Raw genomic sequence first — 16,292 nt, forward strand, 5'->3', positions numbered from 1 at the left:
TTCATTATTGTATATTGTCAATTTAAATAAATACTAGAAAAATTCAGGAAAATGAATAATTATTCCTAGTGCATTTCTGACATTTCGGGATAAAATTTACGGGCGATAAAAGGATATCCCAATACAATCCCTATAATAAAAGCCGCCCCCCAATAAAACTGCGATGTAACTTCCTCATTATCCCCAAGTATGATCCACGCTAAAATAATTCCGTAAACAGGCTCGAGGTTAATGGAAAGATTAGCGGTGAAAGCGCTCATATACCGCAATGCCCTGAATGCTACAGTATAACAAATTGTAGTGCATACTATTGACAAGATTAGCAGATAAAGCCAGTTGGCTCCTGAGACAGGTACCAAAGTCAATTGGTCATTTCCTATTGCGTAAATGGGTACAAGGACCGTCACCACGACCAATGCGATAAGCAGCTCCGCAAAAGTAAAAAGTACTGTATTTCCCCGATCAACAATTTTCTTATTGTACGTTGTAAACAGTGATGCCAGGAATGCAGATCCTAATCCCCAAATAACGCCTTGCATCATATCAGTCTTAAGTGATTCTACTACTAAAATCATTCCCGGAATAATCAAAGCACCGAAAGCGAATTCCATTTTTCTAAATCTCCTACCTATGATTATAGGTTCCATGAAAGATGTCATAAGGGAAGTAGCAGAAAGGCACAAAACAGCAACAGAAGCATTGGCCAATTTGACCGAAGCAAAAAACGTAACCCAATGCAGAGCCAGAAAGATGCCTACCAATATCAACTCCTTCTTAACATATAAAAGTTCTTTCCAGAATTGGAATAAATTGTAAATAACAAAAATGGGAATAAAAGCAACCAACGACAAAATCAGCCTCCACCAAACTAGAATCATTGCATCCAATACAATTAAGTCCCCCAACACAGCGGTTGCGCCAAAAAAAAGAATAGCAATGTGCAGTGAAATATAGGCTTTGCTCTTTGCTTTCACAATGATAAATTATAGAATATTAATCAGTTACGGCACACTTTAAAATTAAATCCATGGATAAGCCCAGCTTTTACCATGGCCATTTTTTCATGGAAAATCCATAATTGTAATATAAAAATAAGTCCTTTAATGAATATTTTTTTTGTAATTTTGTACCTCCCTTTTAATTTAATCAGATTCATTTCATATGAAACTCGATAAATATTTTATACAACTAAATCAAACCGAGTACGAAGAGGAAATTCTGGTAGAAGAAGAAATTGATCAGAATTCGGATGCTGAATTGGTTGTTTATAATGATGATTACAATACCTTTGACCACGTTATCAAATGTTTTGTTCAAATTCTCAAGCACAGTTATGTTCAATCTGAACAGCTTTCATTAATGATTCACTTTAATGGTAAAGCTATTGTAAAAACAGCACCGTACAAAGTTCTGAAACCGTTCAAGGAAGCACTGTTAGAGAAAGGATTGTCCGCTGTTATCGAAAGATAATCATATATGGGCTTGCACTACCCGGATTTCCCAATGTATTTCCCGCATCCTTTTCTATCGAATGAAGATGGTCTTCTGGCGGTAGGTGGTGATTTAGGTATTGAAAGATTATTATTAGCCTATCGATTTGGTATATTCCCGTGGTATAGTGAGGATCAACCTATTTTGTGGTGGTCACCAAAAAAGAGATTTATTATTGATGTCGAAAATATGCATATGCCCAAAAGTATGAGAACTTATTTCAATAATAATATTTTTACCGTTACCGTCGACCAACACTTTGAAAGCGTCATAGATCGATGTCAAAATATTACCAGAAGTAATCAAGACGGTACCTGGATCACCTCAGATATAAAGAAAGCATATACAAAATTGCATTCAAAGGGATATGCCCACTCGGTTGAAGTCTGGCAAGAAAATAAAATGGTTGGGGGACTTTACGGAGTAGGAATTGGAAAGATTTTTAGTGGAGAATCCATGTTTTCTGAAATTTCCAATGCTTCAAAATATGCTGCTCTATTTCTTGGAAATATCCTTCGGGAAAAGGGATATACTACCATTGATTGCCAGCAATATTCCTCCCATATGGAACGACTCGGAGGATATTCCATTTCCCAGGCTGAATATTTCGACATGATAAAAGAAAATTTATTATGTGAATCATTCGCCAAAAAGTGGGATTGAATAATGCAAGAAGGAGTATTTTCCAGGTCCTTTTATATTCTACTTTCTATCCAGGAAAAAATATCTTCGTACACTTTCTCCCTGTTTATTTCATTTAATATTTCATGGTACATCCCTGGGTACAATTGTAATGTTTTGTCTTCTATTACGAGACGGTTAAAAAAAGAAAGAGAAGAAGATTCCGGAATGATTTTGTCTTTACTGCCATGTAAAATAAGTACCGGTTGCTGAAAATTCTCGACATTGGCATTGGTTTCTTTCATTAAGGTCAGGATTTCATACCCTGTCTGTAGATTGATTTTGCCATGAAATACCAACGGGTCATTTTTGTAGTTTTCCCCTACTTCAACTACATGAGATAGATGTTCCGGAGGAATTTTCAAATAAGGGAACCTGGGAAAAAAATATTTTACCTGCTTCAATATTTTAATGACAAAATTTGAGGCTAACTGCCCCGCACTTAAAGCCGGAGCCGAAAGTAATACTCCTTCGCAATACGGTTGGAATACTGATACAAAATTCGCAGTAATTAATGCTCCGAGACTTTGCCCCATTAGAAAAAGTGGGATATTCTGCGAGGACGAATACCCTTGTGCCCGCCTATATTTATGACGAATGGTATCAATCAGGACATTGGCATCATCAAATAGCCAATCGCCAGTTCTTGTTCTACCGTGACCGGGCAAGTCATACCTAAATACTGATATTCTATTTTCATTTAAAAATTTCACAAAATGGTCATATCGATGTAAATGCTCACCCAAACCGTGTGTCAATAATATAGTTGCTTGGGGTTGTTCTACCAAATCCGTAACTTCGTAAACATTCTCCTGGTCTATCATTTACCGGCAAGTTTTTCTTTCAGGAATTGCCCTGTATATGAATTTTCGACAGCAGACAATTCTTCAGGAGTGCCCATACCTACAACACTTCCACCATTTTTACCTCCCTCAGGTCCCAGGTCTACCACCCAATCGGCCGATTTGATAATATCCATATTGTGCTCAACTACCAATACGGTATGTCCCATTTCAACCAGATCATTGAAAGCAATTAACAATTTTTTTATATCGTGAAAGTGCAACCCCGTCGTCGGTTCGTCAAAAATAAAAAATATTCGATCGCTGGAATTTTCCTGCCCCAGGTAGTATGCAAGCTTCAACCGCTGTGCCTCTCCACCAGAGAGTGTACTGGATGATTGTCCCAATCTCAAATACCCCAAACCGACCTTCTCCAATGGCTGTAATTTCAATGCAATTTCAGGTCTGTCCTCAAAAAAATCAAGGGCTTGTTCGATCGTCAAATGAAGAACATCGTATATACTTTTTTCCCTGTACTTGACATCCAATACCTCCCTTTTAAACCGCTTCCCTTTACATACCTCACATTCGAGACTAATATCTGACAAAAACTGCATTTCAATATGAATCTCACCGTCTCCCTTGCATTCTTCGCATCGTCCTCCTTCGACATTAAATGAAAAATGTTTGGCCGAAAACCCCCTGATCTTGGAAAGATTCTGTTTGGCAAATAAATTCCGGATATCATCAAAAGCCTTGACATATGTCGCCGGATTAGATCGACTTGACCTACCAATAGACTTCTGTCCGATAAATTCCACAGCAGTAATCATATTCAAGTCTCCCGTTATATCCTTAAAGCCCTGACGCTTACCGGATTCTATATCCTCAAGGTAATTATTGAGAGCTGGGTACAATATATGATGGACCAATGTTGACTTACCCGACCCCGAAACACCGGATAATGCATTGATAATATTCAACTTAAAAGTTACATTTATATCTTTCAAATTATGTAAAAAAGCCTCTTCAATCCGAATTTCACTATTAGAACTTCTTCTTTTTTCAGGCACCTCAATCACCTCATCCCCATTCAAATACCGTATAGTCAAACTATTTTCATTGTCAGCATTCCCATTGAGTTGCCCACTGAATACTACTTCTCCCCCATTCTCTCCAGCCAAAGGGCCCAAATCAATCAAATAATCCGCTTGCCGTAAAATATCTTCTTCATGTTCTACTACAACTACAGTATTTCCTAATTCCTTGAGATCCCGCAATACCCTAATTAGTTTGGAACTATCTCTGGGATGAAGGCCTATACTTGGCTCATCTAAAATATAAAGAGAAGATGTAAGGTTGCTTCCCAGACATTTAGTAAGATAAATTCTTTGGGTTTCACCTCCACTCAAAGTGCCGGATAATCGATCCAAATGGAGGTAAGAAAGCCCCAGTTGATTCATCGCTTTGAGTCGAATTTTTATTTCGTATAAAAGTTGTCGAGAAATTTGGTAATCATGTTCTTCTAGTTGTAATTTTTCTACCCACTCAAATAATTCGTCAATGGGCAAATTCGCTAATTCAGCTATATTTTTACCGTCAATGGTAATATACAGTGCTTCCTTACGCAGTCTGCTACCCTTACACTCCGGACATCTGGTCCTACCACGAAATCGGGAAAGGGTAATACGATTTTGAATTTTATACGTTTTCGACCTTAATTCTTCAAAGTAAGATTCTATCCCCTTGAAATACTTATTTCCATTCCAAAGCAAATCCTTCTGTTCCTGACTCAATTGTTTGTAAGCTTTGTGTACCGGAAAATCAAATTCATGGGCACGATCCAGGAGTGGATCCAAATAGCGGGCTGCGGTGTCCCCTTTCCAACAGGCTATTGCCCCTTCATATACTGAAAGATTATGATTGGGAATCACCTTATTCTCGTCTATTCCCATTATTCTACCATACCCTTCACATTTGGGACATGCACCATAGGGATTGTTGAAATTAAATAAATGCGGGTTGGGATCCGGAAATACAATACCGTCCAATTCAAAACGATTGTTAAAATAATGAGATGACCGTTCATCATATTTTTTAACATAGCAGCTTCCCCCGCCCTCACTCAGAGAAGTCTGAACAGAATCTCCGATTCTTTTTATATTTTCTTCATCATCTTTCTTCACAACAAATCGATCAATAACCACCTTGATTAATTCGGGATCTATTTGCTCCAGTTTTTTTGGCAACAGATCAGATCCAGAGGCAAGAAAATCTTCTATCTTTTCATCCCTTCCCTCAATATCTACCCGATTATACCCTCTCTGCAACAGCAATTCAAGGTGGGTTTTAATATTTCTCTTTGCATAGCTTTGGTTGAGGGGAACCAAAAGGATTATTCGATCACCTTCATCAAAAGACATAATATAGTCAACAACGTCGCTAACAGAATGCCTTTTAACCAATTCGCCCGATACCGGGGAATAAGTCCTGCCAATTCGGGCAAACAAGACTCGTAAATAATCATAGACCTCAGTCATAGACCCTACAGTACTCCTGGCATTACTGGAACCTGTTTTTTGCTCGAGAGCTATCGCCGGGCAGATCCCCTTGATATAATCCACTTCCGGCTTTGTCATTCTGTTCAGAAATTGACGCGCATAGGATGACAAACTTTCCACGTATCTCCTCTGTCCTTCTGCATATAAAGTATCCATCACCAAAGATGATTTACCCGATCCGGATACACCCGAAACAACCACAAGATTATTTTTAGGAATATTGACATCTACTGATTTCAGGTTATGTACCTTTGCTCCTTTTATTTCTATGATATCATTTGACATAAAAGTAAATATGGCTTATTTTTTATGAAAACTTATGAATACAAATAACGTATATAAAAAAATCAATTTGTTAATTTATTCAAGAATTCTTTTTAGATAAAATATTTTTATTTACCTTTGAAAACGTTAATCAATTATTACCGAACAAAAATTTATCTCTTATACGCTTAGATATTTACACTGAATCGAAACTTATTATCTAATTTAATTACCCGAAAACGATTTGGTATGCAAATAACTATGCTTTCAGACAAAGAGTTGATAAATTCTTATCTCAGTGGTAATGAAAAAGCTTTTCAAGAGCTTTTGAATCGTTACGAAGAAAAAATTTACACATCCATTTACATGTTCGTTAAGAACACCGAATTGGCGGAAGATATTTTCCAGGAAGTGTTTATTAAGATTATTAAAACACTTAGAGCCGGAAAATATAATCATGAAGGAAAATTCGGACAATGGGCTATGCGGATAGCATATAACATGTGTGTCGACAATTTCAGAAAGTCTAAAAGACGCCCACAAGTCAATCCTACAGAGGAATTTGATATTTTTGAAGTACTTCAAATCGATGAAGATAACGTCGAGACGGAGCTAATCAAAGGCGAGACTTTCAGTAAAGTTAGACACCTGGTGGATATGCTCCCGCCCGAGCAAAAAGAAGTAGTAATTCTTCGTCACTATGCTGAATTGAGTTTTAAAGAAATCGCTCAATTAACCAGAGTGAGTATCAACACAGCTTTGGGCCGAATGCGGTATGCTTTAATCAATATGCGAAAAATTGTAGAAGAAAAGAATATCGCTCTTATTTAAACAATCCAAATGATCCTGAAGCACAAGGGATCCCATGACAATTAAAATTAACATTAAGCCTCCATTACTTTTGGTAATGTAGGCTTTTTTCTTTGCTTCCCGGCAGTTGTCTTTCGATGAACAGTCCCCTCGGCCTTAGATAGTCCCGATTCACAAAACCTTTTAATACAGAATTATCAGGTTCTACCCGGGTCATTTCAATTATTTCGCCGGTAGGCTTCTCCAAAAATGAAATCCCTGTAACGTTGTTCTCCTCAAAAAACATCTCAATACGGCTACAAATAATTTTATTCATCCCCAGATAGGCGTTTTCACTGTCGACAGGAAAATATATAGATTCAGCATTTCCATCCACATGGGTCGTACTCAACTTCCCATCTTCAAAAAAAGCAATAATCTGCCGACCTTTTATTTGATTAAAAAAAATACTATCCGGGGAAGTAATGACAAATGCATTACCATTTATAAGGACTCTTTGAATATCTCCATTTTTGATAACAATTGAAATCGTATCGCCCGTTAATTGTGTGGTATCCATCCATAGAACAGGATCACCAAATAAATAAATCAATGAATCTACTTCGTCATAGACTACACTATCCGCTTTACCTTCTACATCATTTCGTAAAATGGATACATTATGGTACGCAAAAAAGTTTTGGAACGTATCTTTTTTAAAATTGCCAATAGAATCACTTTCCATATCTATTGAATCCACTACCTGATTGGTAATTAATGTATCAGAGACCAGTCTCATGGTATCCCCTTCTTCCCCGATCCATTCAAATAAGGGGCGTAAATTGATACTGGTTGCCTTGGCATATTGCTCTCCATCCTTGTACTCCAGGCTATCTGTAAATATCCTTTTCATACCCGAACTATCTTCCCATATCACATTGCCTCTGGCGTACCCAAATTTTCTCTCATTATCGTAATCAAGATTATTAGCTTCTAACGAAAAGTCCGGGCGTCGGACTTTTGTCCGGGTATTCGATTTGACAGAATTGGTCTCTGTATAGTAAACCAATGAATCACCTACTGCGTTAATATCATCTCCCACTACCCTGGCATCCCTAAATAAATTCAGGGTTCCAAATTTTTCGTTGTATACAATTTTCCTTGCCGTTGCTATTTTATCTTCCTTTTCAATTTGTGCATTTCCCAATAATTCGTACCTGAGTTCCTTGCCATAGTACCATATACTATCGCCACTTCCCGAACTTTCACCAGATTCAAATTCAGCATTCTGATGAAAAAGCGCTTCCTCTTCATTTATTAAATAAAACCCTCTTTCAGCATATAGTCTACTTGTATCGTTGTAAAGAATAGTAGGACTCAAAAAATTTACTCTATATTCTTGTGTAAAAAATGCCAGGGAATCCGATTTTAAATTAAATGAATCATTCAGCACTAGTACACTATCTCTAAAAACAGCTTTGTTCTCAGCCACATAAAAGGTCCCATTTAAAGAACTTAACTGCGTTTCCTTATCAGTCATATATGATTTTCTGGAATAAGTTGCCTCGCGTTTGACCAGGTCATACATTAACCGATCAGTAAAAAGCCTTTGTTCTTTCTTTTCCAAAATAACTTCCCCCAGAAGTTCTGCCATGCGCAAATTCCCATCATAGAGCAATGTGTCTGAAAAAATAAAGGTGCTATCCAACTCCTGGATAACCACATTACCATATGCTTCTACCTGGTTGTTCTCATCAATAATAGCAGAATCACATCGCATAAAAGTGCTGTCATGACGCAATCGGACATTACCCACCAATTGTTGATATTGCATGCCATCTTCCGTGAATAATCGGGCCCTGTCAGCAGGTTCATCCAAAATAATAGTCGTTGCACTATCATTTGCGGTACTGTCAGATACCGTATTCTGCCCCGATAGCTGCGTGCCAAAACAAAATATGGTAACCGCACAATAAAATCCGACCAGATATACTTTCATATTTTCAATATCATATTCTTGAAAGCAATTAGTTTTGATTAAACAATTTTTTTGTCATATAACGAAGTCAACAGTAAGTCTGCATGTTAATCAAACGATAAAATTACTTTAGGAAAAATACCCCCTTTGATTTTATGCATTTGTGTATTTTTGCGTCAAAAATAACGAATTATGATTCAACGAAAGCAGTCAATATATTTATTATTAGCTTCTATACTATTTGCATGCTTGTTTTTTCAACCTGTCGATCTGTTAACAATCAATGGAGAAGGTATAAACAAAAGCCCACTCCTATTATTTGGAGACACTGTTTTCGATATTTATGACAATACGACTTTTATAGTCCTTGCTGGCACCATTGCCGCCATTATTTTAATAACCATTTTTTTATATAATAACCGAAAATTGCAAATAAATCTGAGCAAAATTTCAATTGCGTTGATTATTGCCTTTATAGCTATTGCCATCTATTTTACGTTTAATGATTTAAGCTCCATTGAGTCCAATTACACAATTAACCCCAGAATCGGTGCTTTTCTTCCTTTTGCATCAATTTTACTATTGTTTTTTGCGATTAGGGGCATTAGAAAAGATGATAAATTGGTAAAATCCATGGACAGATTACGGTAATTTTCCTGTCTCTTGCTTGAATACAATCCTTTAACTTGCATATTTTGAAGTATGGTAATTGTATTTTCCATTCAATGAATCACTAGAAATCTAATGGCCCTGAATATAGAAATTCCAGCAGTAGAACCTATAAAATCCCAGTATAGACAACATTCCCAGGGTAAGATGGAAAGTCTCCAATATTCTCCGGGAAGATTTATATAGAACCTGCGGTAATTGAACTAACATTGATCCCCGATGAATACACCATCACCATCGGATTGGATGCTTAACAACATCTTGAAAACAATAGAAGGGACTTTACAAATATGGATTTTTATTATGGTCAAACGGTAAACATTCCACTATACATCCACCAGGTCCGTATATAGAAGTGAAATCCGTCACCCTCTTTATCCACTATTATAAGGATGCACTACCAGGATAAAGAGTAAAATTATGCCAGCATTTGTCTTAGATTGGAAATAGTCAACCTTCATACCCCAAGCTAGTATTAGGCAAAGAATAACTATATATGTATAATGAAATGGATAAACCAAAGGAATGTCCACAAGATGCCTAAATAAGCCTTATTGCACCTGATAACGACACAAAAAAAAACCACTTGTCCTATGGGGCCAAGTGGTCGTTAATTTCTTTATTATTAACTTAACAAACCAGAAAACATCTTATAATCCAGTATTCATTCTATCTGTATTAGGAGAGGCTGAATAATTTACTTTTAATTGATTGGCTTTTCTCAACGCCGTTTTAACATCAGTGACAATTCCCATTGTGACTCCTGCGTCGGCCTTAATAGAGGTAATTATTGCTCCATGAAGTTGTTCATTAACCTTTAACTTATGCTTCTCTAAAAAAAGAGCAATATCCCCATCGAGGTTCTTCGCAAACTTATCGTCCAATTGAACACGCGGCTGGGTACCATAAATTTCCTGATATTTTTTAATTGGCTTACCAATATAAACAGTATTCACCAAAGATTTTTTCTCCAATTTTATTAATTGGGTAGCTTGAGGAACTGTAACCTGTACCTTTCTTTCCCCCTCTCTCATAACGGTTACCACCATAAAAAAGAACAAAAGCATAAAGATGATATCTGGTAGAGAGGAAGTAGAAATTTTAGGCGTCGAATTCCCCCGCTTCTTTTTAAAATGTGACATAACTCAACTTTTAATTTAGACTAATAAAATGAATACCTACTCATCTCCAAAATCTGTAGGCTCTGCCTCTGACAATACTAATGGAATTACCGCCCTGACTGCTTTCTTATTATCAGTAGGCAAATCTTCATAGGAAGTACCATACATTTTCTGGGACTGTTCCTCCCACAATTCATCGTAGGCTGCTTTCAATTCATTATATACCTCAATATATAAATCATATTGTGTTCCACGGTCATTCTTCAGTGAGATAATTGCCTTTGTTGGTTTTTCAGATAAATCCGGTCTACCCTGAGGGTTAAGGATAAATTCTTTTGCCCTGTCTCGTAACAAATCAATATCTGCCGGCTCTCCCCTCACCAATAAATCATCATTGGCATTAATGAGGACACTAAATACATTTCGCTCATTGAGCTGTGTCGGATCGGGTGGCTCATCTGACCAGGGTGGAAGCTGAACCATAATCCCTTTATCTGCGTCAATGGTAGTGGTCACCAAAAAGAAGATAAGTAGCAAGAATGCTATATCTGCCATGGATCCCGCATTGACTTCCGGTGATTCTCTTTTCCTTGCCATAATCTTTTATTTAAATAAATTTCGCAATTCTCCTAATATTACTATTACTATTGCAGCCCCGGAAAGTACAAATGCCCCTTTGATAAAGGCACTAATCCACTTACTCATATTGTCATTAACTCCAAATTCCGTAGCAGCCGCTGCTACTCGACCTCCCTGTTCTGCAAGTGAAGTAGAATATAATATAAATACTAATATTAACAAAATTGCAATACCAATAATTCCTTTAATTGCAGCTCGCGGATCTTTTATTACACTTAATAGTGATGCAAGAATCGTAATGATTACAGTAGCTATAAATAACACTATTGTGGCTTTCAACCCTGTATTAAAGGCATTTGTTTTGGTTTGCTCTTCCATCACCATCTCTCCAAATCCAGCGGGCAAACCATTCATTGCCGGGATCAGGAAGATTAGTGTAAAGACCAGACCAATGACAAACGCCAGGGCCAATCCATATTTAGATAATAATTTATACATAAATCTTTTTTTTTACTTGAAGTAATTATTTCTGGCCAAAACGTCTAATAATCCTACAGAAGCATCTTCCATTTTATTAACGATTCCGTCAATTTTGGAAACTATATAGTTATAAAATATCTGAAGGATAATAGCGACGATCAGACCAAATACTGTAGTCAAAAGTGCTACTTTAATACCACCAGCCACAATAGTAGGAGAAATATCACCCACTGCCTGGATATTATCAAATGCCTGAATCATACCAATTACCGTACCCATGAAACCAAGCATCGGTGCAATTGCGATAAACAATGCAATCCAAACTAATCCTTTTTCGAGAAGTCCCATCTGCACCGAACCGTAGGAAGAAATAGCCCTTTCCACTGCTTCCGGACCTTTATTCGCATTTCTTAATCCTTCATATAAAACACTGGCTGCAGGACCTGAAGTGGATTTGCAAACCTCCATAGCACCGTCCAAATCACCTTCAGCCAAACGATTGTCGATTTTAGATAAAAGTTTGTCAGTGTTAGCAGTAGCCAAATTAAGTGTTATGATACGTTCGATACAGAATGATAATCCCAAAATCAAACAAATCAAAACGGGGGTCATAAACTTCCAATCCCCTTGAATGAATTTTTCTTTAAGCACCTGAAAACCTGTAGCGGTTTCCTCTTGTGCTAAAATTTCAGTAGCTCCGAACGAGGTAGCTACTCCCAAAACAAGCAACAAAGCAACTAATTTACGCATGGTATAAACATTTTTTTAACGAATATTTTTCAAAATTAAATTACAAAATACAGCGGAGAGTGAGGGATTCGAACCCTCGATACCCTTTTGGAGTATACACACTTTCCAGGCGTGCGCCTTCGACCACTCGGCCAACTCTCCCTCTTTCAAAAAGCAAAAGTCCATTGACTTGCTTCGCAAAAATTATAAAACTTGAACTATTATCAAAATTTTTCTTTGCACCCCATTCAATAATTGTTCAAATTACATTTCATTTCATTATTGCCCCATCAATTATTAGACCACTTATTAAACAATTGATCAGCATTCCCGGAAGTAACATCTTCAATCTTTTTTTTATCCACATCATAAATTTCGGTTAACTTATCGAGTACGTGTACCAAATACGAACTCTCGTTCCTTTTTCCTCGATAAGGGACAGGCGCCAAATAGGGCGAATCCGTTTCCAGTACTAATTTACTAAGCGGAATCCGTTCCAAAACTTTATCCAATCCACTATTCTTGAATGTCACCACTCCACCTATTCCAAGATAAAACCCGCAGTCCAAAATACGCTTTGCCTGATCAATATTTCCAGTAAAACAATGAAAGACTCCTTTCAGGGTTCCATTGTATTTCTCAACCATCTCAATCTGCATATCCAAACTATCCCTTGCATGGATGACTATAGGTAATTCCATTTTCAAAGCCCATTCGCATTGTATATGAAACGCTTCTTTCTGTTGCTCGATATATGTCTGATCCCAATATGCATCTGTGCCGATTTCACCAATAGCATAAATCTTCCGATCATCCAACCTCTGTTCAATTTTTTCCAACTCATCGCGGAAATCCGCTTTGACATCACATGGATGCAATCCCAGCATTGGGAACAGGTAATCAGGATACCGATCACACAACTCAAACATATCGTCAATGGTTTTACTATCTATATTGGGCAAGTACACTCTCTTTACTCCACTAGCCTTAGCCCTGTCCAATACCTCGTCAATGTCTTTGCCAAATTGATTGACATATAAATGCGCATGCGTATCAACCATCTTTAGCTCCTCCATTTATATTCTCCCCCAATAAATATCATCATTTCCAATCTAACAATTGTGCGTTCCGAGTGGAAAGTTATTAATATTTTCTAAAAAATTCATTAATTCAGTAGATCAATTGCAAACGTATTCAGAAGTATCTCAAGAAATAAGCAATGAATTTTACAAGTAAAATGAGAATTAATGTGGTGTAAAATATTGAATATAAATATTATAAAAATATATTAATCTTCACATATCAACTCTATTTCTGTTCTATTAATTTTTAGTGAATTCTTCACTATTTTTTTCCTCTTAAAAAAAAACCCGGATTGGCATCTGTCAATCCGGGTTAATAAATTATATTCAAAAATCATTTATTTTGCAAAAGCATCCTGTACCAGTCTTTCCTGTTGTTCGTCGTGAATCTTTTTGAATCCGGTAGCTGGAGAAGCACCAGCTTCGCGGGAAATCCTTTTTAGATTCCACTTAGCCAAATGATAATTAACAAACATCCACGCTCCCATATTTTCCGGCTCCTCCTGAATCCAGTAAAATTCAGCCTTGGAATATTTAGTGCGAATCTCTTCCAGTTGTTTAATAGGCAATGGATATAATTGCTCAATTCTCACAATTGCTACGTCCTTAATTTTCTCTTCTTCTCTTTTGGCTAACAAATCGTAATAAACCTTACCAGAACACAGTAACACTCGCTTTACTTTTGACCCGGATTTTATTTCATCATCGATAACTTCCTTAAAAGAAGTTCCCTTTAAAAATTCTCCGCGCTTACTAATACACTTGGGATGTCTCAACAATAGCTTGGGAGACATATTAATAAGAGGTTTTCTAAAAGGCCTGGCTAATTGTCTACGCAAGGCGTGGAATAAATTGGCGGGTGTTGTAATGTTTGTTACAGTAAGATTATATTCTGCACATAATTGTAAAAATCGTTCCAACCGTGCACTCGAATGCTCAGGACCCTGACCCTCATATCCATGTGGTAATAATAGAACCAATCCACTCATTCTCCTCCATTTACTTTCTGCAGCAGAGATAAATTGGTCAATAATCGTTTGCGCTCCATTATAAAAGTCCCCAAACTGAGCTTCCCAAAGCACTAAATGGTCAGGAGAAGCAAGGGAGTACCCATATTCAAATCCCAAAACTGCAAATTCAGACAATAGGGAATTATAGATCATAAATTTACCCTGATCATCTGACAAACCATCCAATCTATTTTTTGAATCATATGTTTTGGAATCATATATGACTGCATGGCGGTGAGAAAATGTTCCGCGTTTTACATCCTGACCGCTCATCCTTACATTTCTTCCCTCCATCAAGATAGAACCATAGGCCGCCAACTCTCCCAGCCCCCAATCCAGAGAATCTTCAGCCAGAAATGATTTCATTCCCTTTATCAGTCGATTAACTTTGGGGACAGGATTGAAATCTTCAGGGTATGTAATCAGGTGATCAAGAATAATGTCGAGTTGCTTTTTAGCAATTCCTGTGTCCGGTGATTTTTCAAAATCTTCCGGGGCTTTTGTTATTCTCAGTTTTCGCCATTGTTCTTCCGGCTTTTGATAGGTATATGGCAAAGGCTTTTGCTTAACCAAATCCAATCTCTTTTGTAAATCCGCCCAGAAGTTTTTCTCCAAATCTTCAGCCAGGTCTTTTTCAACTTTATCTCTCTTTATCAATTTATCAATATAAATCTCCCTTGGATTTTTGTGGTTTTTGATAATTTGATACATCTTAGGTTGTGTAAACTTGGGATCATCTCCTTCATTGTGACCATGCTTACGGTAACAAACCATATCAATAAATACATCATTATTGAATTTCTGTCTGTATTCAATAGCCAATTCCGCTGCAAAAATCACTGCCTCCGCATCATCTCCATTCACATGAAAAACAGGTGCCTGAACCATATTTGCCACCCCGGTACTATAGGTAGATGAACGAGCATCATCAAAGTCCGTAGTAAATCCAATCTGATTATTAATCACGAAATGGATAGTACCACCTGTATAATACCCGTCCAATTTACTCATCTGAACTGTCTCATATACTATTCCCTGCCCAGCAATTGCAGCATCGCCATGCAGGAGGATGGGTAAAATCTTATCGTATTCCGATCCATAGAGTTCATCTGCCTTTGCACGAGAATATCCTTGAACAACAGCATCAACTGCCTCCAGGTGGGAAGGATTTGGAGCAAGTTTAAGTTGGATATCTTTTCCATTCAATGCTTTTACCTGACTGGAATACCCCAAATGGTATTTTACATCTCCGTCGCCAAAAGCCATATCGGGAACTGCTGTTCCTTCAAATTCATTAAAGATATGTTCATAGGTTTTGCCCATTATATTGGCCAGCACATTTAGTCGTCCACGATGCGCCATACCAATGACTACCTCTTCAACGATACTTTCAGCACCTTTATTAATCATTGCATCCAGTGCAGGAATAAGGCTTTCGCCCCCTTCCAGAGAAAAACGCTTCTGGGCAATATACTTGGTGTGAAGAAATTTTTCAAATATTGTAGCACCGTTGAGTTTTGTAAGAATCCTTTTCTTTTTCTCAAAGGGTAATCCATGATCTGCTTCCAGGGATCGGGATTCAATTTTATTGCGCAACCACATTCTCTTTTCCTTATCTTCAATATGGGCATATTCAAAACCTATATTCCCAATATAAAGTTTGTTTAAACGATCCAGAATCTGGCGCAATGTGGCATTCTTCATGCCTATTTCCTCTCCGGAAATAAATACCTCATCCAAATCAGACTCATCGAGATTATAGTCTTTTAATGCAAGGTGCGGTTTTCTATCCTTCCTTGGTTTAATAGGATTAGTGGTAGACAAAAGATGACCTCGATCCCTGTAACCATGAATAATGGACAATACATCAAACTCCTTTTGCATTTTTCCTACAGGAGCTTCCCCATTTTCAGGAAATGCTGGTTCACCGTTTGCCTGAAAATCAAAACCTTTAAAAAATACTCTCCAACCCTGTTCTACCTCCCCCGGTGAGTCTTTATATTTTTTATATAAACTTTCAATCACATTTGGGTGGGCATTGAATATGTATGAATAATCGGACATTTTGTTACTATT

Annotated in this window: 14 protein-coding genes and 1 tRNA gene; 4 read left to right on the forward strand and 11 right to left on the reverse strand. The window is 37.3% G+C overall.

Features of this window, described 5'->3' with window-relative positions:
- Window positions 1-65: 65 nt before the first annotated feature.
- Window positions 66-974 (reverse strand): DMT family transporter, encoded by a 909-nt coding sequence (locus LVD47_RS24005; RefSeq protein ID WP_236974382.1) that lies wholly within the window; start codon window positions 972-974, stop codon window positions 66-68.
- Between the two features lie 187 nt (window positions 975-1,161).
- On the opposite strand from LVD47_RS24005, the gene LVD47_RS04650 reads away from it, so the two are divergent.
- Both LVD47_RS04650 and aat read left to right on the forward strand, forming a co-directional pair.
- The gene (locus LVD47_RS04650) at window positions 1,162-1,470 is read left to right on the forward strand and encodes an ATP-dependent Clp protease adaptor ClpS (protein ID WP_236974383.1); all 309 of its coding nucleotides are present in this window, start codon (window positions 1,162-1,164) and stop codon (window positions 1,468-1,470) included.
- 6 nt (window positions 1,471-1,476) lie between these two features.
- A complete protein-coding gene (gene aat / locus LVD47_RS04655) occupies window positions 1,477-2,154 on the forward strand; it encodes a leucyl/phenylalanyl-tRNA--protein transferase (protein WP_236974384.1) in 678 nt (225 codons plus the stop codon).
- Window positions 2,155-2,186: 32 nt separating this feature from the next.
- Here aat and LVD47_RS04660 read toward each other — a convergent pair whose 3' ends face one another.
- Both LVD47_RS04660 and uvrA read right to left on the reverse strand, forming a co-directional pair.
- Entirely contained in the window at window positions 2,187-2,996 is an 810-nt protein-coding gene (locus tag LVD47_RS04660; protein WP_236974385.1) for an alpha/beta hydrolase, read from the reverse strand.
- Window positions 2,993-5,800: an excinuclease ABC subunit UvrA gene (uvrA, locus tag LVD47_RS04665; RefSeq protein ID WP_236974386.1), complete on the reverse strand. Its 2,808-nt coding sequence runs from the start codon at window positions 5,798-5,800 to the stop codon at window positions 2,993-2,995. The genes LVD47_RS04660 and uvrA overlap by 4 nt, the downstream gene beginning before the upstream one ends.
- 228 nt (window positions 5,801-6,028) lie before the next feature.
- Here uvrA and LVD47_RS04670 point away from each other — a divergent pair, with 228 nt between their 5' ends.
- Window positions 6,029-6,610, forward strand: coding sequence for an RNA polymerase sigma factor (locus LVD47_RS04670; RefSeq protein ID WP_236974387.1), 582 nt, complete (start codon window positions 6,029-6,031; stop codon window positions 6,608-6,610).
- Window positions 6,611-6,674: 64 nt separating this feature from the next.
- Here the strand turns inward: LVD47_RS04670 and LVD47_RS04675 are convergent, their stop codons facing one another.
- Entirely contained in the window at window positions 6,675-8,567 is a 1,893-nt protein-coding gene (locus LVD47_RS04675) for an OstA-like protein (RefSeq protein WP_236974388.1), read from the reverse strand.
- 171 nt (window positions 8,568-8,738) lie between these two features.
- Between LVD47_RS04675 and LVD47_RS04680 the strand changes: the two genes are divergently transcribed.
- Complete coding sequence (locus tag LVD47_RS04680; protein ID WP_236974389.1) at window positions 8,739-9,197, forward strand: DUF4293 domain-containing protein; 459 nt, start codon at window positions 8,739-8,741, stop codon at window positions 9,195-9,197.
- A 668-nt stretch (window positions 9,198-9,865) separates the two neighbouring features.
- On the opposite strand, the gene LVD47_RS04685 is transcribed toward LVD47_RS04680, so the two are convergent.
- The 7 genes from LVD47_RS04685 to LVD47_RS04715 all read right to left on the reverse strand — a co-directional run bounded on the left by LVD47_RS04685 (window position 9,866) and on the right by LVD47_RS04715 (window position 16,280).
- The gene (locus tag LVD47_RS04685) at window positions 9,866-10,357 is read right to left on the reverse strand and encodes an ExbD/TolR family protein (RefSeq protein WP_236974390.1); all 492 of its coding nucleotides are present in this window, start codon (window positions 10,355-10,357) and stop codon (window positions 9,866-9,868) included.
- A gap of 36 nt (window positions 10,358-10,393) precedes the next feature.
- Window positions 10,394-10,933, reverse strand: coding sequence for an ExbD/TolR family protein (locus LVD47_RS04690; RefSeq protein WP_236974391.1), 540 nt, complete (start codon window positions 10,931-10,933; stop codon window positions 10,394-10,396).
- A 6-nt stretch (window positions 10,934-10,939) separates the two neighbouring features.
- Window positions 10,940-11,413 carry a hypothetical protein gene (locus tag LVD47_RS04695; RefSeq protein ID WP_236974392.1) on the reverse strand — a complete coding sequence of 158 codons (474 nt, stop codon included), beginning with the start codon at window positions 11,411-11,413 and terminating at the stop codon, window positions 10,940-10,942.
- Window positions 11,414-11,425: 12 nt separating this feature from the next.
- The gene (locus tag LVD47_RS04700) at window positions 11,426-12,145 is read right to left on the reverse strand and encodes a MotA/TolQ/ExbB proton channel family protein (protein ID WP_236974393.1); all 720 of its coding nucleotides are present in this window, start codon (window positions 12,143-12,145) and stop codon (window positions 11,426-11,428) included.
- Window positions 12,146-12,198: 53 nt separating this feature from the next.
- Window positions 12,199-12,286 (reverse strand) — tRNA-Ser (locus LVD47_RS04705).
- A 128-nt stretch (window positions 12,287-12,414) separates the two neighbouring features.
- Window positions 12,415-13,200 (reverse strand): TatD family hydrolase, encoded by a 786-nt coding sequence (locus LVD47_RS04710; protein ID WP_236974394.1) that lies wholly within the window; start codon window positions 13,198-13,200, stop codon window positions 12,415-12,417.
- A 344-nt stretch (window positions 13,201-13,544) separates the two neighbouring features.
- Window positions 13,545-16,280: a 2-oxoglutarate dehydrogenase E1 component gene (locus LVD47_RS04715; RefSeq protein WP_236974395.1), complete on the reverse strand. Its 2,736-nt coding sequence runs from the start codon at window positions 16,278-16,280 to the stop codon at window positions 13,545-13,547.
- Window positions 16,281-16,292 lie beyond the last annotated feature (12 nt).

It is taken from the genome of Membranihabitans maritimus (genome assembly GCF_021729145.1).
GTDB lineage: Bacteria > Bacteroidota > Bacteroidia > Chitinophagales > Saprospiraceae > Membranihabitans > Membranihabitans maritimus.